The organism is Phyllobacterium sp. SB3, from assembly GCF_040009165.1.
Lineage (GTDB): Bacteria > Pseudomonadota > Alphaproteobacteria > Rhizobiales > Rhizobiaceae > Phyllobacterium.
Genome location: NZ_JBDYKI010000002.1, coordinates 955,326 through 981,029 on the forward strand (window position 1 = coordinate 955,326; position 25,704 = coordinate 981,029).

Genomic DNA, 25,704 nt, shown 5'->3' on the forward strand with positions numbered 1-25,704 from the left:
GTCCCCTTAAGCCGAAAGAACATTGACAATCGGCAAACGCCGAACCGGGCTGTTGTTCAGCCGTCGCCATGCGTTGGCAACTGCCGGACCTACAGGCGGGACACCCGGCTCACCGACACCGGTCGGCGGCTCGGCGGATGGGATGACGGCAACTTCAACAACCGGCATTTCGTTAATGCGCAACGAGCGATAGTCGTGGAAATTCGACTGGATGATCTTTCCTCCCTGACCGAGAGTAACGGCATCGAACAGCACAGCGCCCAGACCATATCCAATGCCGCCCTCCATCTGGGCTTTGATAACATTGGGATTGATCGCGATACCACAGTCAACGGCGCACCACACTTTGTGAACCCGGGGTGAATCCTCGTTGCTGACGGACACTTCAACGATCTGGGCCACATAGCTGCCGAAACTCTTGACGACAGCAACACCACGCTGGCGTCCTTCGGGAGGAGGAGAGCCCCAATCCGCCATCTCGGCAACCTTCTTCAACGTTGCAATATGCCGAGGCTCCTTGGACAAAAGGGCCAGTCGCCCTTCAACGGGATCCTTGCCGACCCTCTCAAGCAGCTCGTCCACGAATGTTTCTACGGCAAACCCGGTATGGGTATGGCCGACCGAACGCCACCACAGCGGTGGCACGACCAGCGTGGTGTTGTGCGAAATGACACGCAGATTGGGTATATCATAGGGCAGGTTCGAGGCCCCCTCGACTGAAGTCTCGTCGAGGTCCGCTTTGGCCATTATGGATTGACCGACGATGGCCTGGTCCCATCCGACGATCTTGCCGTCAGCATCAATGGCACCGCGCATCTTGTGGACATACATGGGACGGTAATAACCGCCGCGAATATCGTCTTCGCGTGTCCACATATGTTTGAGCGGGCGACTGCCATCGGTAGCTCCGAAGACTGCAGCAGCTTCCTGCATATATGGTGAGCCGAACTGAGCTTTCCGCCCGAAGCTGCCGCCGGTGATCTGGGTATTTACCCGAACTTTCTCCGGGTCCAGTCCGAGGACCTTGGCCGCTGTATTCTTGTCCATTCCGGGAAACTGCGCTCCGGTATATATGTCCACAGAGCCATTCGCGCCCCTGATGAATACTGCGTCGAGAGGCTCCATCGGGGCGTGGGCAAGGAAGGGGAAAGCAAGCACGGCTTCAATGCTCTGCAGGCCTTGGCCGCCGAAGACCTTGTCGACATCGCCGTTATTGGTCGCCTGCAGGCCCTTGCCGGCAAAGAGTTTTTCATAATCCGCAATCAGCTGATCGCTCGAGCGGGTCTCGGCCCTGGCAAGGTCCCATTCGATTTCAAGTGCGGCGCGGCCCTTGAGTGCCGCAAAGGTATTTTGCGCATATACAGCAACACCTTGCGGGATTTGTTTGACATCAACGACGCCCGGTACTTTCAAGGCTTCTGTATCATCGAAGGATTTTACCGTGGCTCCGAAATGATCAGGATGAGCCACTGTCGCATACAGCATGTTGTCGGCAGTTATATCAAGCGTAAAGACTGCCTTGCCATTCGTTTTACTGACTGTATCGAGCTTGGGAAGCTCCTGTCCAATGAGAACGAAATCCTTGGGGTCCTTCAGCTTGGGTTCCACCGGTGGCGTCCGGGCGGCAGCTTTACTGGCAAATGCGCCAAAACCACTTTCCTTGGCCGATGCTGCATGTTTGATACGGCCTTTCTCTACGGTGATTTCGCTTGCAGGGACCTTCCACTCCTCTGCGGCGGCGGCGACCAGCATCGCACGCGCCGTGGCACCGGCCTTGCGAAGTTGCTCGTAGGAATTGGCAATCGATGTAGAGCCACCTGTGCCTTGCAAGCCAAAAGCGAGATTTGCATAGACTTTGTCATCTGCCGGGGAGTGAACGGCCCGCATCTGACTCCAGTCAGCGTCGAGTTCTTCCGCTACGATGGTCGCAAGGCCGGTGAACGGGCCCTGCCCGAACTCAATATGCTTTGACAAGACTGTCACGGTATCATCGGTACCGATTTTGACGAAGGCGTTCATCTGCGACAATGCGCTGTCGCCCCCTGCCTGGACGCCCTGCATCGCACTGGCGGAGAACATTTTTGGCGCAAGGGTGAAGCCGATGACGAGGCCTGCACCCGTCAGAAACGAGCGGCGTGTGCTTGTGATCGTGTGTAATGTCATGGATCAACCCTCCATCGTGTCGGCAGCGTCGTGAATCGCTTGCCGGATACGCTGGTAGGTGGCGCAGCGGCAGATATTACCCGCCATTGCACCGTCGATATCATCATCGCTCGGCTTTGGTGTCATTTGGAGCAGGGATACTGCGGACATGATCTGCCCTGACTGGCAATAGCCGCATTGTGGTACGTCAATTGCGACCCAGGCTTTTTGGATGGCGACGGCCTCCTTCCCTTCGATGCCTTCGATCGTAACAACTTCTGATCCTTCAACAGTTGCAATTGGCGTAATGCAACTGCGTCGGGTCATGCCGTCCAGATGAACGGTGCATGCCCCGCACTGCGCTATGCCACAACCATATTTCGTGCCGGTGAGTTTTTCGAAATCGCGCAGGATCCAGAGCAACGGAGTATCGGGATCTCCGTTGAAAGTTCGTTCCTGACCGTTCAGCTTGAAAGTGATCATCTTGATATCCCGCATCTGGCTGTGCACACAACTGGTGCTGGCTTGAGTTGGTCGCTATCCTTTCAACGATAACACAAAAAGCCGATCTACCAATCAACATGGGTGTGAATGGCCGATTTTTATGCGGCAGCAACGAAAACGGTGCCAGTCCACGCCGTTTTCATCTCAACGCGCTTCATGGATCCGAAGGTGCGCAGCTTTGTTGATCTTTGCCCTGATGCTTTTGGAGGTGACCGAGCGCAAACAGGGTAAGATTCCAGCATCTCCTCGGAAAGCGGCATTCAGCCCGAAGCGATCGGCATTGAAAAAGGTCTTTGCCAAAGGTGCGCTGAACATTCTCACGAAGGGGCTAATAAAGACGTATGCCGACAAGAGTGTCCTTGTGAACGCGATATCGACTGCCTATGTGGATATAGTCGTGGACGAAACCGCCAATCCTTACGACGAAATGACAGTTAAATGGCTGAAGAGGTCAGGAGGGATATCTATGTGCACGTCCATGATTGGTTTTCCGGTGTTCGCGTCTGCAGCCGGGGATTAAGGTCAGCGCGAGCCATGGCAACAAAGGCACGCTATTGCTCACGGCCTGCTGTTATTTGATGTGCAACAGTGATGTGCATTTGGCCCCCTGTTCGATCCTCAAACGAAACTTTGCTTCCCGCCCATATCCATTGCCGGATGAACGCCGAGGTCGAAGTGAGCAGAATATCCAAGATAGGCATTCTATGCATCGTCAACATCGGTGGCTCCCGGTGAGGTCAGGGATCTCTGCTAGCGATGACCTCGTCATTACCAAGGACGGCGAGGTCTCGTTGAACGCGATTTTAATCGAGTACGCCTCACAGGAGACTGTTTGATGGACGGTGGCTGCATAGCGATAACGTCTTACGCGCGTGATGAACGATGCACCTTGTGGCTCCGGCAACAGGCTGCAATATTGCGGAACAATCCAGACTTTGGCTTGGCTACATGCGAATATGCAGCAGGGATCGTCAAGGTCTTCGAAGGTCAGTATCTCGCCAACAAGGTGATGGCCAACGCGGCCAGGCAAGTGATCTGCACGGCCATCCTGGCTCTGTACCACAACCGTGACCGAAGACGGAGCGGTGTGGCCATGACATGTCTCCAACGCGTTACCTCGGCGCTCGGACTTTGCAGCAAAAGTACCACCGCGTTAACGGTTGATCTTCTTGAGAGGATCGGCCATGTCACACGTATACAGGACGAACTGGACCATCGCAGCTTGCTGATTCAACCCACCGGGCTGCTGGTTTCCTGTGTACAGGATATTGTTCGGGTCTCGTTATCGGCCGCAGACAGGATGTTTCCTGCGCGGCAGTATCGCGCCTTCATGCAAGGCGATGGTGACCTGCTGGAACGCTACTTCGTCTCGAGCCTGAAATCACTCCTGAATACCGATGTGCTGGTGGACCATCATGCTTCACGGCTCTTTGCAAACAGTGACAGCGGCCAGATGCTGCTTTGTAAATTGATGTCTTCGAGACAATCGCATGCGGATACGCTGGTGAATTTTCCATTTGAGGAAATTGCAAACCTTTATGGTGTTTCGAGAACCCATATACGCCGCCTGATGAAGGTAGCCGAAGCGGAGGGACTGGTCCGTTTGCATGAACGCGGTGGCAGACGTGTAGAGATATTGCCGCCACTCACGGAAATGTTTGGCAAGATTGTCGCCTCCCACATTGCAAAGGTCCAGTTTGACATACATCTGGCCAATGAGGACTGCGATCTTCTACCCGTCGATCTGTGTGCCTGACCAGACCGGTCTGCAGGCAAATCAGCCGTTCCAGTCCCTTCGTGAGAGTAGATGTCACACGCGATTTGGCCCCGCCCTCAGCCCCGGCGCTTATAGTTCACGGCAAGCGGTCTCCTGTTCATCGCCTGTACCGATCCTGTCGAGCAAAATTTAATGAGGTAATGCGCCCGCATGCAAGGCCATCAGCATCCGTCCAGCCGTTCCTTCTCCGGGTTCAAAAAAGAATTGTCCGGGTTGCACTCAAGATAGCGGGACATTGAACTGGATTCAGGCTGCACTGTTACCCCCGCAGGCGAAGACGCCGGCGGGGTGCTGGACGTAAATGATAAAATGGCGCAGGCGACCAGTACAACAGTACAGGCCGCTATTTCAAAACATGTCACGCGAAGGCACCGGGAGAAATCAAAGTAATTGCATTGAGTGTCAGTCCCGACACGCTGCCCGGCGCATTCGTCTCGCCATACGGCGGCTCCCGTCATTTTGCGACGCGGTCGAATGGCAGGCTGTGGGGGATGCTGCAAGATCGGGACACGGCTCCAAAGATGTTTCCGATCCCTGATCATGGAATTCCTGTCTCGTGACGCGCGTTGACCATCACCACACCGCCGTCATCGGGGTATTTTTGCTTGTGCTCCAGACGCCAATGACACAAGCCCCTTGACACGCCTTGATGAGAAACCGGCGAATTTGACCCTGCCCCGGGAGGCAGGGTCTTGAGTATTGACTGGAGATCAAATGAACTCAAACGCCGCTTTTGCGAAACAGTCCCTCTGTCTCGCCAAGCAGGCGTATAAACAAATTGCTGAGAATGTACAGAATAGTCAAAGGACAAAATCAGTTGTATTTGCATCATTAAAGCAACACACGGGCACACTCAAAAGTATAACTGATTTTGTCCTTTGACCTGAAAGACCCCAAGGCAGGACATGAGGGCGGCATTCAGGGGTTTGAATGCCGTCCCTCAACTTTGGATCCTCAATTGGAGATCAACATGAAAATGAAAAGCATTCTTCTCGGCTCTGCTGCAGCCCTCGTTGCAGTATCCGGCGCACGCGCTGCAGATGCAGTCGTTATCGCGGAACCGGAGCCTGTCGAATATGTTCGCGTCTGCGATACATATGGTGCCGGTTTCTTCTATATCCCTGGCACCGAAACCTGCCTGAAGTTCAGCGGTTACATGCGTTACGATGCACGTGCCGGTGATGACGCCTATACCGGCGAAGAGCGTGACACCTACTTCAAGCGTTCGCGTTTCAGCCTGCGTGTTGACGCCCGCAACGAAACCGAACTCGGCACGCTGCGTTCCTATGCAGAGCTGCGTTTCAACTTCGATGACGGTCGTAACGCCGAGTCCGTACAGTTGAACAACGGCTTCATAGAACTCGGCGGTTTCCGCGTGGGTGCAACGGATTCGCAGTTCATGAGCTGGACCGGCTATATGGGCGAAGTCATCAACGATGACGTGATCCTGGCAGGCAACTATGTCACCAACCAGATCAGCTATACTTTCGCTGCGGGCAATGGCTTCTCGGCAACGATCGGCGCCGAACAGGGCAAGTCAAACAATCAGGGCTATGGCACTGTTGACTATCAGATTGATGACTACATGCCGCATGTTCTGGCCGGTGTCAAATTCGAGCAGGCCTGGGGAAAGATCTCCGGTGTTGCAGGTTATGATGCCGTTTCGGAAGAATTTGCCGGTAAGATCCGTCTGGACGTAAACTTCACAGACACTGTCTCTGCCTGGGTCATGGGCGGCTACAAGTCTGACGGCGACGACTACGAAAACAACTACTTCGGAACATGGCATGGCGACTACGCCGTCTGGGGCGGTCTGGCTGCCAAGCTATCGGAGAAGGCATCCTTCAATATACAGGGTGCATACGAAGACGACGGCACGTTCGCAGCCACCACAAACGTTGCTTACGAACTCGTTCCCGGCTTCGTCATTACCCCGGAAATCAGCTACACCTCCTTCGGTGGCGAGCGTGAGGATCGGGGCAGGCGCGATGGCAATGGAAAGGATGCTTTCGAAGGCATTATCCGCTTCCAGCGTAACTTCTAAGACCCAAAACAAAACACGGCGGGCAAAGACCCGCCGTGTTTCGGTGCATATATCAAGAGCAGTTTACCGCAAGTCTCTTCCAGCACAGCACTGTCGGCGCATTGCATTGGGGCGCCACACAAGCCGGTCAAGCGTTATAGATGTCCCAAGGGCAACAGTGTGGGGCCGCTTGGCTACCTCATCTACTTACATGGCACGTTTTTATGGTCTGACCTTCCAGCTTGTCCCTTTAACCATTACGGTGCCGCATCGTACGCGTTGGGTGATGAACGTGAACCAGCTGGGGTCCGTCATCATTGTTGTTCGCAAAAACAACAGGCTGAGGTGCGCGGAGCCTCTAATCTAATCCAGAGCGATATCCTAACTTTCAACCGAGCCCTTCCCCGGGGAGCGAAGGCGCGAGCCTGGGCGGGCGCTGGCCATGATCTCGTCATTGCGAAGGACGGCGAGGGTCGCAAGATTGCACCATTGCTTGCAGAATTGGGAGACCGCGCCCGGCTTGGTACCATCCGCGAGGCAGCCGAATTCGGCGAGGCCGTTCTGTTCTCCGTCTACTGGCCCCGGCTCGACGCGATCGTCAGCGAAGCTGGCGACGCACTCGATGGCAAAACCGTCATCGAGACGATGAACTCGCTCGGTGTTACCGCCGAATTCGTGCACTTCCACGATCTGGAGTTCATGCTGACGACTCGACGTCGGAATTTCTGCAACGGCGCCTGCCCAAGGCCCGTGTTGTCAAGGCGTTCAATCTGCTGGGATCGCCATTGCTTGAGGCTGCAGCGTGGGCGGACACGCCCGTAAAACCCAGCGTGTTCTATGCCAGTGACGACGCACGGGCCGGGCAGGCGACGCGCGGCCTGATCACTGATGCGGGTTTCAAGCCCGTCAATACAGGTCCTCTCAAGGGCGCCCGTCAACTCGAACAGGCCGGTGTTCTGCTGCACCACATTGTCGATTACGAATATGCCGGGGACGCGGCGGGGCTTGTCCGGTTTGGTCTCGCGATTATCGAAGCCGGGCCCGGTCCGATCGAGCGTGAACGGATCGTCTAACCCGACGCTCCATCCCAGCCGGACAATCACCAAAATCATATCTGGCATAACCAAAGAGAATATTATGTCGCAGCCCCTTAATGGGAAAACCGCTCTGGTCGCCGGAGGATCATGAGGCATCGGCCGGGCGATCGCGGAACGGCTCGCTGCCGATGGCGCGACCGTTGCGATCACCTACAATGCAAGTAGGACCGGGGCCGAGGAAGCCGTCGCGTCCATCGATAAGGCTGGTGGCAGCGCCTTCGCGCTGAAGGCAGACCTTGTCGATGCCGAAGCGATTCCGGCCTTGTTTGACCAGCTCGACGGTGAATTTGCCGAACGGGAGGGGAGTAAAGCGCTCCACATACTGGTCAACAATGCCGGTAATGCAGGATGGGGCGGTCTTGCACACCCCACACCGGATGCCTGGAACACGATGTTTGCGGTTCACACGCGCGCCCTTCTTCCTGGTTCAGTCCGCATTGAGCCGTCTTTCCGATGGTGGCCGCATCATCAACATCTCATCGGGTGCCTCGACGCGCCCGATTTCGGTCGTGCCCATCTACTCCATGGCAAAGGCGAGCATCAACAATCTGACGCACTCACTCGCGATCGAGCTGGGATCTCGCGGGATTACCGTGAACGCCGTGGCGCCGGGTTGGATTCGTACGGACATGAACGCCGCCGTCCGCGAGAATGCCGACATGGTAAAGGCAATCGAGGCAGACACCGCACTCGGACGCTTCGGCGAAACTTCGGATATTGCCGCTGTGGTGGTGTTTCTGGCCTCTGACGAAGGTCGTTGGGTAACCGGCCAGGTTATCGAGGCGTTCGCCGCGAACGAGCTTGATCGTTGGGACGCGGACACTCGTCCTAACGTGAAGGTCAACAGCCCGGCGAGAAGGGACATTGTCGAGATCGATGCCCTCAAGGCATGCGGCGCTGGGTTTCACACGGCCTTCCGCCCGCGCGTCGACTTGATTGATCACTTCGTCGCCGGAGATCGGGCGCTGGTGATGGTCAATCTGCACTGGAAGCATGACGGCGAGGATTTCTATGGGGTCGCCGCAACCGGTCAGGGTGGAACGTCCGTCGAGTCGTTCATGCTTCGACTTGAGAATGGCCAGGTCACCCATTGGGATACTGCCGATCATTCGCTCGACCGCGCCATTTATCTGGACGATCAGGGCTTTGCGATGCCCAGAGAGATCACGCCGCCGGCGATAGTGAAAGGCAAGCCACGCTAGATGTGCGGAATTATCCGAGAGTAGGGAGCAATGCATCATGAACGTTGGAATCATAGGATCCGCGCAAATCGGCGGCTCGCTGGCCCGCCGGTTGTCGAAGTTGGGCCATGGCCGAAAGCCGTTGGGCGGCAAACCAGCTTGGAGGACCAGTGCTGAAAGCTATCAACAACCTGCACTGGCGCAGTCTTCTTGATGAGGGCAAGCCAGCGGGTACCTCCGGCCGCATTGCATTGCCGGTTTCCGGCGACAAAGAGGCAAAGGTCATCCGGCTCTTCAACGAACTCGGATTTGACGGTGTTGATGCCGGTCAGCTTGACGGGTCCTGGCGTCAACAGCCCGGCCCGCCGGTCTATGCCGCTAATCTCGATGCAGAAGGCGTGCGCAAAGCACTTGCTCAAGCCAGTCCCGAGCGCAAGCCGGAGTTTCGTGCAGCGCCCAACAGCAACATTGGCCAATCCCAAGAGGTCCAATGGATACGCAGCTAAAGCGTCTGGTCGTCCTCGTGACACAGAGGCTCCGGTTCTTATGGGGCAACTCCACTGATCTCACAAGAGCGGTTGACTTCAGCGGCGTGGCAGCAGTTTCTGCACCTCGTCTGCGGCGCTGTTCAATGCTTCTTCCGGCGTTGCGGTCTGTTCCACGACGCGCGACAGGTTATCCACGATTGTCTGGGTTACTTTCACGCCGTTTGATCCTGGAAACGCATACCAGGGTATCATCAGGTTCATCTGGTTAAGACCAGCCTGAAACAGCGGGTTCTGCTTGTAGAAATCAGCCAGATATTCGGGTGACTTCGCGGCAAGCTCATTGTTGGGTACGTAACCTGTTCCCGGAACCACTACCGATGCGCCATAAGGCCCGGCGGCAAACTTTGCAAACTTCCAAGCAGCTGCCTGCTTTGCCGTATCCTTCGTCAGGATTACCACTGCATTGCCGCCTGTGGGGAGACGTCCTTTTTCGGGATTGAGAAGCGGCAATGGACCGGTGCGCAAATCAAACTTGCTGCCGACATTCTTGATCGTGTTGCGCAAGGCGCCCGTGGTCTGAAACGTAAAGCCAACCTTACCGGCGACGAAGGCCTGTTCGCCTGCCTGTTTTGTCAGGACCGGCATTCCACCGTCCTTGACCAGACGACTGACGAGGTTAAATGCAGCAACACCTTCGGGGCCATTAAAGGCAACTTTCTTTTCATCGGGAGAAAGCATGGTGCCGCCAGCGCCGAAAAGCAGTGCGGAGAACATCCAGTCATCCCCCTGCCAGCGGAAATCGATGCCCTCGTTGCCGTTTCCGAGCGCCTTGATCTTCGCTCCAAGCGCGATAACCTCGTCCCATGTTTTTGGTGGCTGATCGGGATTGTCACCTGCTTGCCGGATAAGATCGGCGTTGTAGTACATGATCGGGTTTGATGTTGCGAAGGCCAGACCAACCTGCTGGTTGCCAACCTGGGCGAGGCGAAGGATGTTGTCGCTGAAGCCTTGAGACTCCATGTCGGTCTCCTTGGCGATCAGCGGCTCCATGTCCAAGTTCACGCCACGCTCGGCGATCATGCGGAGACGGTTGAGGCCGATAAAGGTGATGTCAGGCATTTCAGCAGTGCCCGCCTGACGCAAGATTGTCTGGATACCTTCTTCGTAAGTGGCCGAAGGGCTGACGAAATTGATCTTGATGTCAGGGTTCTCCTCCATGAATTTCTTGGAGATAACATCCATTACATCCTTGAAAAAACCCGGCATCGGGTAATGCACATTCAGCGTTGTTTCTGCGAATGCGGGTATGCTGAACACAGTGGCGATCGCGGCAGCCACAATCGTCTTTCGGAAAAAGCTCATTGTTATCTCCTGGTCTTGGGAATGGTCAGCCTTTGAGGCCGGTGAGGGTTATGCCTTCTATGAAGCGCCGTTGTGCCAGCAGAAATGCTGCGACAAGCGGCAGGGTAATAATGAGGGTTGCGGCCATCAGCGCGCCGTAGTCGTCACCTGCCTCTGCCGCACGGAAGAACAGCAAACCAAGCGGGGGTGTCGCCCTTTCGGTGCCGGTGATCACGATGAGCGGCCAGAACAGGTCGTTCCAGTGCGCCACGACTGAGAAAATCGCAAAGGCGGTCACTGCGGGCCAGGCATTGGGAACGATCACGCGGTTGACGATAGCCAGTTCCGACATACCGTCGAGGCGGGCAGCCGCGATCAAGTCATCGGGCATGGCCCGGAAGAATTGCAGAAACAGGAAAATGCCGAAGACCGATATGAAGAACGGTGCTGATAGGGCGAAGTAGCTGTTGAGCATGCCAACCTTGTTCAATGCAACGTAGATTGGCAATGCGGTCGCATGAATGGGAATGAGCAATCCGAGCATGACAAGGGTCATCATTGTTTGGGCTGCGCGAAATCTCAGCTTTGCCATGGCGTAGGCGCAGGGTATCGCAATGGCCACCTGAAAGAAGAAGATCAGGGCACAGACGATCAACCCGTTAAGCAGAAGCTGACCCATAGGAACTTGCGAGAAAGCCTTGGCGAGGTTTTCCCACAAAGCCCAGTGTTGCGGCAGCAATGTCAGCGAAGACGAGAAGATTTCTTCGCGCGATTTAGCTGCGGTTGAAATCATCCAGATATAGGGGGTAAGGAAGAGTAGGGCTCCGGCTGACAGGATGCCGAGACGCAGATTGCGCATGGAGAACAGAGCGACGTTTTTCATGTGTAATGCACCCGCCGGTCCAAAACCCGATATTGGACGAGCATGAGAACGATCAGGAAGGCCAGGAAAATGACAGTCATGGCGGAGGCATAGCCCACACGCAGAAAGACAAACCCCTCCTGATAGATCGTAAAGAGCAGAACCTCGGAGCTCTTGTTCGGGCCGCCTTCGGTCAGGGTTTTGACGGTCTCGAAAACTTTGACCGCATTGATCACACTGATTGTGGTGACGAACAGGGTTGTTGGCCCCAGCATCGGCCATGTGACGAGGCGAAAACGCTCCCAGCTGCCCTTGGCGCCGTCAACTTCCGCTGCCGCATAAAGCTCGCGCGGGATTGCCGTCAGGCCGGCAAGGAACAGCACCATGTTAAAACCGACCGATTGCCAGATGCCAATGATTGCCAGACTGAAAAGCACGGTGCTGCTGCTGCCGAGCCAGTTTGGTCCCGCGATACCGATCATGGAAAGGATGGCGTTGACCGGCCCGATTGTCGGATGGAGCAGATACTGAAATACGGTTGCCATGGCGACGAGCAGCGAAGCGACCGGCAGAAAGTAGACCGTACGAAAGAAGGTCCGCCCGCGTTTTTCCCCTTCAATCAACAGGGCGACGCCGAGGCCGATAAACACGGAAAACGGCGTGACGATTGCCGTATAGATAGCGGTGTTCTTGAGTGAGATCAGGAATGTCCGGTCACGGAACAACTCGATATAGTTGTCGAGGCCGACGAACTGGAAGTCATCATAGCCCAGTTCATAATTTGTCAGGCTGAAAACCAATACGGCGAGTGTCGGCAGCAGGATCAGAACAACAATGAGAAGGATTGCCGGGGCGGCCAGCTGCCATGCTACCCATTCCTCGCGTTTGGCAGCGCGGATTGCCGCCTGCTTTGCAACAAAACGATTATCGGGTAGCGGATGTGTTGTCGCTATCTCACGCATCGACGGCAATCCTTGCCGAAATTCGCAAGGGAACGCGCAGCCCATCCTGACCAAAGACGAGACAAGCACCCTTGTCGATCTGCAGTATAACCGGCGAGCCCGCGCCAAGGTGCGCGACGTCGGCAGGTGCGGCCTTGACGATAAGGCCTTCATCGCGGCCAGCCGCGCGGGCTGTCACCAACACTTCGGAGCCCAGAAACTCCAGCCGTGAGACTGTGGCCGCAATACCCTTCGAGCTGGGAGACCGCAATTTTATACGCTCTGACCTGATCCCGAGGTGGACTGATGTTCCTACAGGTCCCGTGACCCCTTCAAGTACAGGCTTGCCGCCAAGAAAAATTGTGCCGTTGTCGGACGTGACGGCGTTGATGATATTGATACGTGGACTGCCAACGAATTTCGCGACTTCGATATGGCGCGGGTCGTCATAGATGCGTGACGGAGAATCGAACTGCAGCACCTTGCCGCCCATCATTACCGCGACACGGTCAGCCATGCTCAATGCTTCGGACTGGTCATGGGTGACGTATATTGTGGGGACACCGGCGCGCCGATGCAGGTCGACAATCTCGGTACGTGTGTGGATGCGCAGATTGGCGTCAAGATTGGAAAGCGGTTCGTCCATCAGGAAAACGCCGGGTTGCCGGACAAGTGCACGGGCCAAGGCAACGCGCTGACGCTGGCCACCGGACATTTGGCCGGGCTTGCGGTCGAGGAGATGGTCAATCTGAAGGCTTGTTGCTGTCGTAAACACTTGCTGTTTGATCGCCGCTTGAGCGGCGGCTCGGCCGGAGACGAAACGGCCGACGAACGGCACCCGCTGTAGCAAGGAAAGATTGCGCATGGTGAGCGGCACCGCGATATTCTGGGCGGCAGTCAGGTGTGGATAAAGTGCGTAGGACTGGAAAACCATTGCCACATTGCGGTCAGCAGGATGATCAGCTGTGATCTCCCGCTCGCCCATCCAGATGCTGCCGGTATCGCCGTGATCCAGACCGGCGGCAATGCGCAGCAAGGTACTCTTGCCACAGCCGGATGGACCGACAAGGGCGATAAACTCGCCTTCTTCTGCTTCAATGCTGACATCGTTCAGGATCCTATTTGCGCCGTAGGATTTGGAGATATTCCTGAGGGCAAACGCGCTCATATGGTTGTCTCCGCCGTCGTCGCCTTCTTTGCGCGCGGATAGACCTCTTCTATGACATCATCGAGTACGAAACGGGACAAGGTATCGATTTCGATGATCTCGCTTTTCACGGTGTCAGTGAGTGTGTGGATCGCCGCACCAAGAATGCGCTCGCCGGGCATGTCGCGCTCCATATCTCCGACGATAAACGAGGACGCAGGGGCCCAGACAAGGCTGGTATTGTTGTGCGTGCCTTGCCAGCCACGATGCAAATGTCCGCTGGCATGGAGGGCGACGTCATATTCCGCAAAGAGATCCAGAAGTTTTTTGCGCGGAGCGGGACGAATGCTCCAATAGCCCGTTTCGCCTTCATCGGCGGCATCGACGAAGAGTGGCTTGTGCGCGAAGACAGCAATGCGGCGGGCTTCAGCGTCGGCAAGCGCATCTTCAAGCCAATCAAATTGCTTTTCTTCTTCCAGACCGTTAGCACCCAAGATGAGACTGTTCAGGCCGATCAACCGCCAGTTGTTGCTGTCGTAAGTCCAGCGGTCCGGTCCGACCATCTCACGCCAGCGGTCAATCCGGGTTGCATTAACCGGCTGCGCACTTCCGGGCATATGGCCAATATCGTGATTGCCGGGCAGACTGAGAACCGGAGCAGAAATCTCGTTCAGCAGTTTGGCCGAGAAGGCAAGATCGTCTTCAATATCAGCCCCATCAACAGCCAGGTCGCCCGTATGAATAACCAGATCCGGTTTCTGGTTTGTGACCCATTGTGCCAATGGCGACCAGTTCGCGTTGAAATGCGGTTTGGACGAGCTGAGGTGAGTGTCAGTGATCTGGATGATCCGCACGGATATCTCTCTTTAAAAATCAAACGTTAAAGGCCCGAATGAGTTGCGGCAGACAGGGCAAATGCAATTCGAGCACCCCGTCCAGCGCCGGGTCTTCATAGGCTTGGTCTGTGACAGCTGCGTTTCAGGCCAGTGACAGTTCGATGAATGCGGTTGCGATCGGAAATCGCCTGATCCGGTCGCTGGATTTGCACAAACGCCGAATTTCGGGAGGTAGTGGCAAGATTTCAAAGTAATTGCAGGGCAGGGATTTCCGACGCAACATTTTACAATTGGCACAAGAAGTATGCGGGTCTGATGCCACCAGCAAACGGAGTTGTATACAGGCCTCAGAATGAGATGCTTGAATGCGGCTGGAGACTGGTAGCAAACACGCGGTCCAAATCCCCTGCTACCTCCGCGGAAGTCGTCTTGATGCTTCCGGAAGCAGCTAGAAGTGATGCCTGTTGCGCACCGAATAGCAGAGCGGTCAGTTCCGTGATCTTGACATAAGCCTCCGGCTTCACGCTGCTGCGCTCTGTCCCATTGGGACCAAAAGACCAGATTCCGCCATTGTCCGGAAATATATCGTCTTCGACAGCGATTGCTACCTGACGCGTACCGCCCATAGCGACGGACCGAAAGCAACGCCTCGAGGTCGAGAGGCTGTATCCAGCTTTCGTCACGCTGGCCAGATATCTCCAGCGCCCGCGGATTGCCGAGAATCAAAGGCAAGGGATCATCCACCGGTCGGGAAGGAAAGATGACCCGATGCAAGATATGCCACACGCAAACGGGTGGTCGTGCAGCCTGGAATCTTGTCACCACCCGCGGCGTTTCTGCAGCGCACAATTTCGGTATGCCCGATATCCCATCTCGCGACGATCGCTACGAACGTGCGAGCGAGTTCGTCGACGTAGTGCGGGCACTTTGGGAGTCTGCAGCCACAAGGCGAGATGTGCATTACCATGGCGAGTTCTTTGATATTGAAGGCCGTTTGCGTGTGCCGCCGTCAAAACAGGGCCATCCGATCATCTTTCAGGCGGGTGGATCGCCGCAGGGTCGCGTACTGGCAGGGCGCGTGGCCGAAGGTGTCTTTGCCGCCGAACTGACCAAGAACCAAGCCATCGAACACTATCGCCTTGTGAAAAATTCGCGCGTGGTAACGGTCGCTCGCCTGATGATATCAAAATTCTCCCGGGCTTGTTGCTTAGCTTGGGCAGCAGTGAGGAAGAGGCGCGTCGTCGTAGCGATGAAATCCACGATGCGGGTCCGGCATCATATTCAATCGCCTGGCCATCGCAAGCAATCGGTTACGACGCTTCGAAGCTCGAACTCGATGAACCGTTTCCCGACGACGTCCTCGGCCCAATAAAGGACAGCCAGACTTTCCTTGGCAGCATAGGCTTTCGGGAGTCGATCATAACGCAGATCCGCAAGACTAACCCGACCGTGCGTGAATACCTCAAGCAGACGCGGTACACGGGCTCGGGCCATGCTGGGTTCGTCGGCACGCCCGAACAGCTTGCCGATCACATCGAGGATTGGTTCCATGCCGGAGCCATTGACGGATTCAATTTGCAGCCCGATCTCTTGATCGATGGGCTGGCGGTGATCGTCGATGAACTCGTGCCGATTCAACGCAGGCGCGGCCTGTACCGTCACGAATACGAGACTGAGACGCTGCGCGAGCACTTCCGGGCAGCCTCCCCAACGCCCTTCCTTTTAGTCCCGACCAGAGCCGCCGTTCCCGGCGCATCCCAATGTCGGCGTGCCGGAGCCCGGAGCGAAACGGAATAGCTGCCGTGCATAGGGAATGGCGCGGGATAAACCGCTGAGGCACTCGCACACCATCCTTCATCGTCTCAATTTTCTCAGAGCGTATAGCCGCCGTCGATCGTCAGGCTGGAGCCGGTCATGAAGCCAGCCTCGCTGCGAACGATGTAAGATATCATTCCGGCAATCTCCTCCGGCTTCGCCACACGCTTGAGCGGCAAAATGTTGGACAGCATATCGATGTGCTCAACGTTCATGTCGGTTTCAGTCGGCCCTGGCTGAACGTTGTTGACAGTGATTCGGCGTGGCGCAAGATCCAGCGCAATGCCCTTCACCATCGCTGCGACCGCTCCCTTGGTCAACTGATAGACGCTCGACCCCGCAAAACCGCTACGGATCGCGACATTGCTGCCGATAGTGATGATGCGCCCGGCATCGTTAAGATGGGGTACGGCGGCCTGGATCGAAAGATAAACGCCGCGTATGTTGACGTTGAGCATCAGATCCAGCTCATCGAGCGCAACGGTATCGATCGTAGCCAGACGGAGGATGCCGGCATTGACAACAACGACGTCGATCTTGCCCAGGTGATCGACGGCTTGTTCGACGGCGGCACTGATCTGAGCGGGATCGGCGCTGTCGGCCTTGATTGCCAGTACGTCGCCACCCCGGGCGGTGATCGCGCCCACCAGTTCATTGGCCTTGGCATCGCTGGACACATAGGTGAACGCAACGGCATAGCCATCGCTCGCCAGTCGCAAAACGATTGCCGCACCGATGCCACGCGAACCGCCGAATACCAGCGCGCGCTTTTTTGTTCCTTCATTCATGATCATTCTCCATTATTGATTGATCAGTCCATAATTATCCGCAGAGCAGTATGCCCTGGCCATGTCGCGCCAAGATCGTTGCTACGCCCGAAGGCGATCCACCATGAATAGGGCGAGAGTATGCAGTTCGTCGTCGTCGGCCCCACCTCGCGCCGCCACCTGAAGGCCCGTCATCGTAATCTGAATCAACGTCGCGGCGGCTTCGGGATCGAGGCTGTCATCAATCTCACCTTTCGCCTGACCTTCGCCTATCCGCCCGACCAGACGCCCGGCCAATAGGGGCGCAATCTTCTGCCGCATGCTGACGAGTTCAGGATCTGTCACTCCGAATTCACAAACCGACCCGACGCCCATGCAACCGAGGTTACGGAGCGCGGCATCTTCTGGCGTCAATCCCACCAGAAGGTCGCGTATGCCGTCGAGCGGCGACTCCGGTGCGGTCAGCCGCGCGATGTGTCCACTCATTGACTTGCGCTGATAGGTGCGTAGCGCCTCGAGGTAGAGCTGCCGCTTGTCGCCGAAGGTGTTGTAGAGGCTTTGCCGCCCAATCCCCATCGCCTTCCGCAGATCATCGGTCGAAGTCGCGGCGAAGCCCTTTGACCAGAAGACGCCGATGGCGTTCTGCAAAGCAGCCTCTCTGTCAAATTCGCGCGGTCTGGCCATAGTCAACATCTATCAATTCTGGATTGATCTGTCAATAACTCTACCCGTTATTTCACCGTGGTTAATTTTCGGACAAGACTCCCCGTTTTGAATGCATCGGCATGTTTCATGCCCCACGATCTTGTGATCAGGGAACGACGGATTTCAGGCCTCGTCATTTGCCTCGAAGCGACTGGAATGAAGGCGCATACCGGCCGAAGTTGGTGCCATCGTTTAGGCCGGGACAGTCATCCAGGTGCGCCTGCGAGTTCACCAGGATGGCCATGAAATATCCCTTGATCCGCCAGCATGTAATCCGCCAGGCTGTAACAATGGCTCGCCTGATAGGCGTTCCGCCCCCGGTTCATATGCGTCAGGTTAAAGGTCCGGATGGCGCGCACCACACGGTGGCTCGTGAGGAATTTACGGATCGAGACAGAGCCGCGCACATTGATGCCGAAAATGTCGGCACCACGCGGGAAGAAATAACTGACGTGCTCCGGCATTGCGACGCTTTGCTCGAGAAAGGGTTCGTCCACCCGGCTCGGCGTGGCTGAAAGATCCGTCGTGAAATCCGAAAGATGCACGATGAATCTGGCGCGGATATCTTCGCCCTGGGCATAGAGCGTGAAAAGCTCCATCCAGTTTCTCAAATCGCGCGACATATTTGAAACGCTGTTCCAGAGACTCCAGGCGATCGCCCGTGTCCGGCAAAGCGATCTTGCCCTCGTCGTCCGAAGGGCTTGTTTTATGCGGGATAGTGGAATGAAAACCGGCGTTCACCCAGGCAATCTTCATTTGTGGCTGCCACAAGTCCGGCCGGGCGCATTCGCATTGCTTGACCCTGAGTTTGTCAATTACCCGGATGGCCGCGATACAGCACAGTTGCTTGAGAACCGAGCAACTGATTTCGGCGGCACCGGCTCGACGCCGCAGATTAAGGCGGAAGCTGAAGGGCTCAATGTCGCTTATCTGGCCGCTTCCGCGCCCCGTCCCGATATTTGACCGACTGATTGTTACGGCCGAAAGATGCCATTCTACTTCAGTTCTGCTGTGACAGAGGCGATTGCTTCTTCGAATGGAGCACGAGACTTCAGCACGCGTGCGACCAGCCAGGCGCCTTCAAGTGCTACGAGAAATCTTATCGCGAGCTTGCGCGGTTCAGGTACTCCGAAACGCTTGAAGCTCTCGCTGATACAAACGATCCATTTTTCGGTGACTTCTTCAAAAACGCGAGACAACCTTGCCGAGGCGGGAGTGGTGTCCAGCATCACACTTGCTACGGGACAACCCAGACTCCAGCCTGAGGCTTCAAAGTTTCGAGCCAAGTGATTGATGATCGCATCTATGCCACCGGCGAGAGTGTCAGATTGTGCAAAATACTTTTGCATGAGATGCGGCAGATATCCGCCAGCGTATCGAATGGCTTCCTCGGCCAACTCTTCCTTGCCGTCGGGAAAGTGAAAGTAGAAAGAGCCTTTAGGCGCTTGTGCTTGTTGAATGATCTCGGCGAGGCCAACCCCGTGATAGCCGCGTGCTCGAAAAAGAGTGACCGCAGTTTCAATAAAACGAGTCTTTGCGTTGGAGGTTCTGGGCATGTCTCAAATATAATGATTGTATGGTGATCGGTCTAGTGCTAGATATACTATGGTGATTGCCATAATACGCGGAGAACAGAAGATGGCTTACAACATCGTGTCGTCCGTCGCATGGTGGGTGAAAAGCAAAACAGCTGGCAAGTTGCATCGCGTGGCGGAAAAAAACAGGTCAAACGAGCGCAACATCCCTGATCAGATAGAATGCAGCGAATGGAATGGCCTTGAACCATTTGATCTGCTGCGAGGCTGGAAAGGCTCTGAAGAACAATCGAGAGAAATGAGTTAAATTTTGCGACGTGACCCTCCATTTGTTAATCAGGTGAATTGGTCCAGTCGAATATCAAATGACCGGGATTTTGTGTCGCGCAAAGTTACCGGGAACTAAGCGGTGACAGTGGATTTGTTTTGCACTGCATGTGCTGGCTCTCATATTGCATGGTTGGCTGTTTTGCGCATATCCCGCGGGCGTATTCCATATTGCCGCCTGAAGGCGGTGGCGAAGTTTTCAGGGCTCGAATAGCCTGCGAGCAAACTGGCTTCGTTTACGCTCAACTCACCGGACTGCAGAGCGATAAATGCCCGCTCGAGACGGGCCTTGCGGACATATTCAAACACGCTACAACCTTCTGAAACACGGAACAGACGCTGTAATCCGCTTGCACTGATACCTGCGCCCCGTGCGATAGCTTCCACATTCATCGCTGTGTTATCCAGCGATATAATTTCCTTGGCACGCTCCAGACGGATCAGTTCCCGGCGGGTCAGGGTATCATTTTGTTGCTCTCGATCGGTGTTAAGCATTGCTGCTACCGTCTCGGCAACGATTTCGATACATCGGCTCTCCAGAAAAAGATTGTGAAGTGAAGGCATCATGATTGATGGGGCGAGGATCTGCCTGATCACTTCGCATAGGCGTGGGGTAGGGAGCCAATGGCTTTCTGCGAGATGATTATTGAGCAATAGCGCTGCCAGACGACTGCTGCCGACTTCTTCGAATCCGTCCATATCAAGCCATTCTGGCGTAACCGATATGACCACGTGCCTGACATGCTGCCGCTCGCGCGAAATTCTTTGGAAGCGCTCTTGGGTTGTACTCATGATAGCAGCTCCCTTCATTGGGCGGCGGGAGGAGCCGTTGAAATCCATGTGCTTGTCACCGACATTCAGCTCGACTTGTCCGTCGAGGAAAAAAATGCAGGACAGCCCTTCGCGCAGGAGAGAAGTGGCGGTGAAAGCCCGCTCTTCAATAACGTCACCACCGTGAATAACCAATCCTTGCCGTAATTCGCGATGAAGAAACCTTCCTTCAATTAACGTGTCGTCCAGCGTTAATCTGTCATCTCGTGTTTCGAGGTCAAGGCCATCACGCATGAAGTCACCGATGCGAACTCGTTTTCGCTGTACGCTTCCACTTTCCCAGATACTCGAATGCTCTGTCATCCGTTTACTTTCAAATCAAGTCTTGGGTGAAAACGCCACCGGTGAGTACAAACGTCCATTTGTTGTCCAGCAAAGGTTTCTCGCTGTCGCTCAAAGGTAGGAACATTGTCAGCTGTGCTTCAATACCATAGTACGTCAATTAATCTGATAATAATAGTCAAGTTTACGGAGTGTCGCTATGGTGGCGGAGCGATCATCAATGTCAGCGCGGAGAAGAACGCATTTTTTTGAGTTCTTGCACAGAGAGGAAGAGCATAGAATAAAACGCCGGTCGATGCTTCTTGGCTCGACATGTTTTTGCAGTCTTCATCTTTTATTGACGTCAGCCGCATTTTCGCAGCAACAGGACGGAATGGCATCGGAGGGGATCGAACTCGATACGATCGTAATTGAGAATGGCAACTCAGCAAAAAATGAAAAAGGCATCATTGCCAAGAGAAATTTGGCTGGTTCAAAAACTGACACATCACTTATCGAAACGCCGCAGGCTGTGAGCATTGTCACACGCGATCAAATGGATGCGCAGGGAGCCAATACTGTCGCAGAGGCCCTCAGATATACGCCGGGGGTCTTTTCCGATCCAAACGGATATGACATGCGTTATGACTGGCTATATATTCGCGGTTTCAACACATACGGAACCATGTGGCTTGATGGGCTGGCGATCCCGGGTGATCCGGTCAATTATGCAACGCCAACCATCAATTCGTATGCTCTGGAGCGCATAGAGGTAATAAAGGGCCCCGCCTCAGTGCTTTATGGCCGTGCTGTTCCCGGCGGGTTGGTCAACATGGTGAGCAAGCGGCCGCAAGCAACACCTTATCGCGAAGCTTCGATCCAGACGAACGGCTTTGGCGGTCTTCAGGGCTCTGTTGATATGACAGGTCCGATCACAAAGGATGGTGATTGGCTCTATCGGTTCACCGGACTTGCAAAGAACCTCCATACTCAGATCGACATGGAACGTGATGAGCAGGTAATGCTGGCACCCAGCCTGACGTGGAATCCTTCAACAGATACTTCGCTCACGCTTTATGGCTATTATCAGCGTGACCGGCCGACTTTCAGCCCGCGCTTCTACCCCGCGACAGGCACGTTGCTGCCCAACAGGTTTGGCCAGATACCTCGCGATGTATTTCTCGGAGACCCGTCATCAGGCGAGTTCAACCGCGATTACTATATGGCGGGCTATGAGTTCTCGCATACCTTCAATGAAACATGGACTGTGCGCCAGAATTTGCGTTACGGACGCTCCGAACAAGATATGTTCCTTGCCTTGGTAAATCCTGCCTTTGCCTATGATTCCGAGGGTCATACATTGAACAGGGTTTCGGCATTGTCCGACGAGTATCTGACCAGCTTCGCCGTCGACACCCAGGTTGAAACGAAGTTCGAGACGGGTAGGTTTGACCATACAGTTTTGTTTGGTGTTGATTATCTTCGGGCACAATCGAGCACCCGGTTCGGCAACAGCCCGCGGGATATGCCTGTTCCTCCCATTGATTACCTCGATCCGATTTACGCGGGTATAATTCCGGTCCCCGGTTATCAGCGCTCCGGTCTGCAGAAACAAAATCAGATCGGTCTCTATTTGCAGGACCAGATCAAATATGATCGCTGGGTCGGAACCTTCGGACTGCGCTACGACATTTCCCGAATCGACAGCCTCGACCGGATGAAAGATGGTCCTGCGGTTGAGACCGATGACAAAAAGCTGACGGGTCGAGCTGGTATTGCCTATCTTTTTGACAATGGTCTTGCACCTTATGCCAGCTATTCCACGTCATTTCTGCCGGTACTGGGAACAAACCGCCTGAACGCCCCTTTTGAGGCGCAAACTGCCGAGCAGTTCGAAATGGGGATTAAGTATGCGCCAGACGGCGGGCGCGGTATCGTAACGCTGTCACTTTTCCATCTTGCCATGGACAACTACCTGACACCGGATCTGGCCGACATACAACGCTCTGTTCAAAGTGGCAGACAACGCGTGCGTGGTGTCGAGATCGAAGGAAAATATGAAGTAACATCTGAGCTCACAATGCTCGCCGCTTATGCTTATTCAGACTCGAAAGTTATCCGCTCAAATAATGATGTCGAGCTTGGCAAGGAAATGCTGAGATTGCCAGAGCACCAAGGTAGTCTTTGGGCCGTTTATACGCCTTCATTCTTACCGGGACTGGCTGTCAGTGCCGGTGCGCGTGCAATATCGTCCTACCAGACGGACAGCTCGTATCGCCGCGATTTGCGCATACCGTCAAGGACACTTGTAGACATTGGGGCGGAATATGATTTCGGGGCTTTAAAAAAAGAATTCGAGGGAACCAGGCTTCGCCTCAACGTCTCAAATCTCTTTGACGAGAAATATGTTTCACATTGCCTCAACGTAACCGGTGGCAGCTGCAATTATGGAGCAGGGCGGGCGATCACCGCCAACCTGAAGTACTCATGGTAATGCGATGTCTTATCATTGCGGAAACTGGCACCAGACGGATAGGGTTTCAGATTTTTTGCGCACTCTTCGCGCTCTTCGCCCTGCCAGGGATTTCAGAGGCCCGATCAGAAATCGTTTTAAAGGACGCCGTAGGACGTGAGGTACGACTTGCAAAACCTGCAACCAGAATTGTTACCAACGAAAGTCTTACCCTGCTCTCGCTAGCGTTGTTGGATCCCGATCCAGTTTCCAAAATTGCGGGCTGGGCGGCGCCAAGACGGTTTGATCGCGGTATTTACGAAACTTTGCGTCGCAAATTCCCGGCTATTGATAAGATCCCTGTCGTTGGTGGCGTGATGTCAGTCGATACATCGGCAGAATCGATACTGAGCGCAAACCCCGATCTCTTCGTGGTGAGCATATGGCAGACAGGCTGGGAGCCGACCGCAGAGCTTCTGCAGAATGCCGGTGTGCCGGTAATCTTCCTTGATGTGGCGGACAGTAATTCCGGCTCGCCTCTGGACGCCACGAATAAAGGTATTGAACTTCTCGGTAAGGCAATTGGCCGCGAGGCCAGAGCAAAAGAAGTTACCGCTTTCATTAACGAACGATATCGGTTCGTTACCGAACGACTGGCAAAGCAGTCGAGCCGTCCCAATGTTCTGATTGATGCGCACGCTGGCTCAATATGCTGCGCCACGCCGGGGTCAGGAAATCGCATGACGCAGCTAATTGAAATGGCTGGAGGTCATAGCATCGGTTCGGGTGTGGCGGGCTATGATGGCAAGCTCAATATTGAGTCCGTCCTTCAAGCTGACCCGGATGTTTATATCGGCACGGGCGGACCGCACCTGGCGGCACAGTCAGGCCTTGTGGTTGGAGGTGGTATTGATAGGGCTGCAGCACAGGCATCGCTTCGGCAAGTCACCCGGCGTAACCATCTCGATCAGCTGACTGCCATAAGTAATGGAAACGGATTTGCCATATCGCATCAGTTGTCCATCTCCGCTCTGAGCGTATTAATGCTTGAATGCTTTGCGAAGTGGACGCATCCCCAGCTCTTCACCGATCTCGATCCGTCGAAGACACTTGCGCAGTTCAATCAAAGATTCATGGCAGTGCCGTTGGAGGGCACGTTCTGGATTGGTCTCAAGGAAGCGGGCAATTGACTGCAGGTGTCGCAAGAACCGGGTTTGCAGCGCATGCGAACTTTTCATTGTCGAACTATGATGCCGTGATAGGGCCTATGTGCGAGCACATGGTTGAACATGGCGCAGCGGTAGAGACGCAGGCCGGCGGACATATCATCCACATGGGTGACTCAGTGACGCAACTTCGTCCGAAGGGTGACATGACGTTTGTGGATATTACGGCTAAATCACTGGAAGACCTCTACTACGTCCGTTCTGCCATAGCCTCGCATGTTCTCGAATTCGCAACCGAGTCCGTTGATATCAAATGGGAGGGAGATGGTAATGATTTTGTCCGTCCGCCCAACTTCCACATATTTAAGGTTGAGAATGTATTTGATCTGACGCCCCGAATGCGTCGCATAAGGTTTTCAACGGATGCAGCAAAGCGGTTCGTTCCCTTGACCGCGCTCCATCTCAACCTGCTTGTCCAGCATCCGGAACTGACAAGCCCGCAATGGCCAACATTGGGGACGAACGGGTTGATCCAGTGGACAGATCCGGACCGGCGCCCGTCGTTTCGCAAATATACCGTCAGGGATGTGGATGTGGACGCAGGAACACTTGATATTGATTTCGTTCTGCATACTGATGCAGGCCCTGGTTCTCACTTTGCCAGGAATGCCAGGAGAGGGATGGAGATTGGAGTGACGGGACCGGGAGGCGGCGGACTCGTACCAGCTGATTGGTATCTTTTTGCCGGCGATGAAACCGCTTTGCCAGCCATTGCACGCATGCTCCGGTATTTGCCTGAAAATGCTCGCGGCATCGCAATAATTGAGGTAGCTGATGAGCGCGAGACCCAGAATTTGTCGACCGATACCAAGATAGAAATAAAGTGGCTCTATAGGAACAGTCGGACCGGCTCTTACGGTTCTTTAGCAGATGCCGTACGTCAAATATCGTTGCCCGGTGACCAGATAGTCTACGTATGGACTGGATGTGAATTTGAAGACTTCCGCTCTATTCGGACGTTTCTCAAACAAGAAATTTCATTTCAAAATCTCAAACATCTGATTGTATCGTATTGGCGTAGAGGCAGTCCTGAAGCGCTGAACTGACCTGTATGCCAGTTCGTTCAGTCCGGCCGGGATCGGTTCGGTGCCAAGCGGTCAGCCGACAGCGTCAGGCTTGACGTTCCAGGGCATGAGCAGCTTGATGCCGAGGTGGGCCAGCGGTTTGCGATGCGGGTCAATGTCCGGGTTAGCCATGTGAGCGGATCGACGCCATTCATTTTAGCTGTTTGAAGGAGTGTGGCAAGCGTAGCCATGTCTGCCCTCCGTCCACGCTTCCGGCGAATAGACTGTTTTTTCGTTTATGCAAAGATTTGCATAATGCAGAGCGTTTTTAGCGTGGCGTCGCGGATATTGACGTCGACGAGCGCGCGAAGACTGATGGCGACGGTGCGCTAAAAACGTGTTGGGCTAAGCCGCGGGCGCGCGTGGGGTTCTATGGGTATTG

The 25,704-nt window shown here is 54.9% G+C and carries 23 protein-coding genes and 4 pseudogenes; 12 read left to right on the forward strand and 15 right to left on the reverse strand.

Annotation, left to right across the window (positions count from 1 at the left end):
• Positions 1–6: 6 nt before the first annotated feature.
• Complete coding sequence (locus tag ABKW30_RS11070) at positions 7–2,163, reverse strand: xanthine dehydrogenase family protein molybdopterin-binding subunit (protein ID WP_348598939.1); 2,157 nt, start codon at positions 2,161–2,163, stop codon at positions 7–9.
• A gap of 3 nt (positions 2,164–2,166) precedes the next feature.
• Positions 2,167–2,625, reverse strand: a complete 459-nt coding sequence (locus ABKW30_RS11075; RefSeq protein ID WP_348598940.1) for a (2Fe-2S)-binding protein — start codon at positions 2,623–2,625, stop codon at positions 2,167–2,169.
• A gap of 199 nt (positions 2,626–2,824) precedes the next feature.
• Here ABKW30_RS11075 and ABKW30_RS11080 point away from each other — a divergent pair, with 199 nt between their 5' ends.
• The 7 genes and pseudogenes from ABKW30_RS11080 to ABKW30_RS11110 all read left to right on the forward strand — a co-directional run bounded on the left by ABKW30_RS11080 (position 2,825) and on the right by ABKW30_RS11110 (position 9,230).
• The gene (locus ABKW30_RS11080) at positions 2,825–3,166 is read left to right on the forward strand and encodes a hypothetical protein (protein ID WP_348598941.1); all 342 of its coding nucleotides are present in this window, start codon (positions 2,825–2,827) and stop codon (positions 3,164–3,166) included.
• A 315-nt stretch (positions 3,167–3,481) separates the two neighbouring features.
• Positions 3,482–4,402, forward strand: a complete 921-nt coding sequence (locus ABKW30_RS11085) for a hypothetical protein (protein WP_348598942.1) — start codon at positions 3,482–3,484, stop codon at positions 4,400–4,402.
• A 991-nt stretch (positions 4,403–5,393) separates the two neighbouring features.
• Positions 5,394–6,467: a porin gene (locus ABKW30_RS11090; protein ID WP_348598943.1), complete on the forward strand. Its 1,074-nt coding sequence runs from the start codon at positions 5,394–5,396 to the stop codon at positions 6,465–6,467.
• A gap of 324 nt (positions 6,468–6,791) precedes the next feature.
• Positions 6,792–7,268, forward strand: coding sequence for an NAD(P)-binding domain-containing protein (locus ABKW30_RS11095; RefSeq protein WP_348598944.1), 477 nt, complete (start codon positions 6,792–6,794; stop codon positions 7,266–7,268).
• A complete protein-coding gene (locus ABKW30_RS11100; protein ID WP_348598945.1) occupies positions 7,232–7,519 on the forward strand; it encodes a hypothetical protein in 288 nt (95 codons plus the stop codon). The genes ABKW30_RS11095 and ABKW30_RS11100 overlap by 37 nt, the downstream gene beginning before the upstream one ends.
• A gap of 169 nt (positions 7,520–7,688) precedes the next feature.
• Positions 7,689–8,745 (forward strand): annotated as a pseudogene (locus ABKW30_RS11105) (SDR family oxidoreductase).
• Positions 8,746–8,852: 107 nt separating this feature from the next.
• Positions 8,853–9,230 carry a hypothetical protein gene (locus ABKW30_RS11110; RefSeq protein ID WP_348598946.1) on the forward strand — a complete coding sequence of 126 codons (378 nt, stop codon included), beginning with the start codon at positions 8,853–8,855 and terminating at the stop codon, positions 9,228–9,230.
• 78 nt (positions 9,231–9,308) lie between these two features.
• Here the strand turns inward: ABKW30_RS11110 and ABKW30_RS11115 are convergent, their stop codons facing one another.
• The 10 genes and pseudogenes from ABKW30_RS11115 to ABKW30_RS11160 all read right to left on the reverse strand — a co-directional run.
• Positions 9,309–10,574: an ABC transporter substrate-binding protein gene (locus ABKW30_RS11115; RefSeq protein ID WP_348598947.1), complete on the reverse strand. Its 1,266-nt coding sequence runs from the start codon at positions 10,572–10,574 to the stop codon at positions 9,309–9,311.
• Between the two features lie 25 nt (positions 10,575–10,599).
• A complete protein-coding gene (locus ABKW30_RS11120; RefSeq protein ID WP_348599012.1) occupies positions 10,600–11,421 on the reverse strand; it encodes a carbohydrate ABC transporter permease in 822 nt (273 codons plus the stop codon).
• Positions 11,422–11,432: 11 nt separating this feature from the next.
• On the reverse strand, positions 11,433–12,377 hold the full coding sequence (locus ABKW30_RS11125; protein ID WP_348598948.1) for a sugar ABC transporter permease: 945 nt from the start codon (positions 12,375–12,377) through the stop codon (positions 11,433–11,435).
• On the reverse strand, positions 12,370–13,524 hold the full coding sequence (locus ABKW30_RS11130) for an ABC transporter ATP-binding protein (protein WP_348598949.1): 1,155 nt from the start codon (positions 13,522–13,524) through the stop codon (positions 12,370–12,372). Before ABKW30_RS11130 ends, ABKW30_RS11125 begins: the two co-directional genes overlap by 8 nt.
• The gene (locus ABKW30_RS11135; protein ID WP_348598950.1) at positions 13,521–14,357 is read right to left on the reverse strand and encodes a metallophosphoesterase; all 837 of its coding nucleotides are present in this window, start codon (positions 14,355–14,357) and stop codon (positions 13,521–13,523) included. The genes ABKW30_RS11130 and ABKW30_RS11135 overlap by 4 nt, the downstream gene beginning before the upstream one ends.
• Before the next feature lie 329 nt (positions 14,358–14,686).
• Positions 14,687–15,022, reverse strand: a complete 336-nt coding sequence (locus ABKW30_RS11140) for a sterol carrier protein domain-containing protein (RefSeq protein ID WP_348598952.1) — start codon at positions 15,020–15,022, stop codon at positions 14,687–14,689.
• Positions 15,023–15,620: 598 nt separating this feature from the next.
• A complete protein-coding gene (locus ABKW30_RS11145; protein ID WP_348598953.1) occupies positions 15,621–16,031 on the reverse strand; it encodes a hypothetical protein in 411 nt (136 codons plus the stop codon).
• 179 nt (positions 16,032–16,210) lie between these two features.
• Complete coding sequence (locus tag ABKW30_RS11150; RefSeq protein ID WP_348598954.1) at positions 16,211–16,942, reverse strand: SDR family oxidoreductase; 732 nt, start codon at positions 16,940–16,942, stop codon at positions 16,211–16,213.
• Between the two features lie 81 nt (positions 16,943–17,023).
• Positions 17,024–17,605: a TetR/AcrR family transcriptional regulator gene (locus ABKW30_RS11155; protein WP_348598955.1), complete on the reverse strand. Its 582-nt coding sequence runs from the start codon at positions 17,603–17,605 to the stop codon at positions 17,024–17,026.
• A gap of 227 nt (positions 17,606–17,832) precedes the next feature.
• Positions 17,833–18,313: pseudogene (locus ABKW30_RS11160) on the reverse strand (hypothetical protein); the annotation flags it as partial.
• Positions 18,314–18,349: 36 nt separating this feature from the next.
• Between ABKW30_RS11160 and ABKW30_RS11165 the strand changes: the two are divergent.
• Positions 18,350–18,580: pseudogene (locus tag ABKW30_RS11165) on the forward strand (ABC transporter); the annotation flags it as partial.
• Between the two features lie 41 nt (positions 18,581–18,621).
• Here ABKW30_RS11165 and ABKW30_RS11170 read toward each other — a convergent pair.
• On the reverse strand, positions 18,622–19,182 hold the full coding sequence (locus ABKW30_RS11170; protein WP_348598957.1) for a TetR/AcrR family transcriptional regulator: 561 nt from the start codon (positions 19,180–19,182) through the stop codon (positions 18,622–18,624).
• 82 nt (positions 19,183–19,264) lie between these two features.
• Here ABKW30_RS11170 and ABKW30_RS11175 point away from each other — a divergent pair, with 82 nt between their 5' ends.
• Positions 19,265–19,468, forward strand: coding sequence for a hypothetical protein (locus ABKW30_RS11175; protein ID WP_348598958.1), 204 nt, complete (start codon positions 19,265–19,267; stop codon positions 19,466–19,468).
• A gap of 140 nt (positions 19,469–19,608) precedes the next feature.
• On the opposite strand, the gene ABKW30_RS11180 is transcribed toward ABKW30_RS11175, so the two are convergent.
• On the reverse strand, positions 19,609–20,622 hold the full coding sequence (locus tag ABKW30_RS11180) for an AraC family transcriptional regulator (protein ID WP_348598960.1): 1,014 nt from the start codon (positions 20,620–20,622) through the stop codon (positions 19,609–19,611).
• Between the two features lie 352 nt (positions 20,623–20,974).
• On the opposite strand from ABKW30_RS11180, the gene ABKW30_RS11185 reads away from it, so the two are divergent.
• The 3 genes from ABKW30_RS11185 to ABKW30_RS11195 are packed head-to-tail and all read left to right on the forward strand — an operon-like array spanning position 20,975 to position 25,304.
• Positions 20,975–23,074, forward strand: coding sequence for a TonB-dependent siderophore receptor (locus ABKW30_RS11185; protein WP_348598961.1), 2,100 nt, complete (start codon positions 20,975–20,977; stop codon positions 23,072–23,074).
• Positions 23,068–24,222, forward strand: coding sequence for an ABC transporter substrate-binding protein (locus ABKW30_RS11190; RefSeq protein WP_348598962.1), 1,155 nt, complete (start codon positions 23,068–23,070; stop codon positions 24,220–24,222). Before ABKW30_RS11185 ends, ABKW30_RS11190 begins: the two co-directional genes overlap by 7 nt.
• Positions 24,219–25,304 carry a siderophore-interacting protein gene (locus ABKW30_RS11195; RefSeq protein ID WP_348598963.1) on the forward strand — a complete coding sequence of 362 codons (1,086 nt, stop codon included), beginning with the start codon at positions 24,219–24,221 and terminating at the stop codon, positions 25,302–25,304. Before ABKW30_RS11190 ends, ABKW30_RS11195 begins: the two co-directional genes overlap by 4 nt.
• 51 nt (positions 25,305–25,355) lie before the next feature.
• Here the strand turns inward: ABKW30_RS11195 and ABKW30_RS11200 are convergent.
• Positions 25,356–25,557, reverse strand: a pseudogene (locus ABKW30_RS11200) (transposase domain-containing protein); the annotation flags it as partial.
• Positions 25,558–25,704 lie beyond the last annotated feature (147 nt).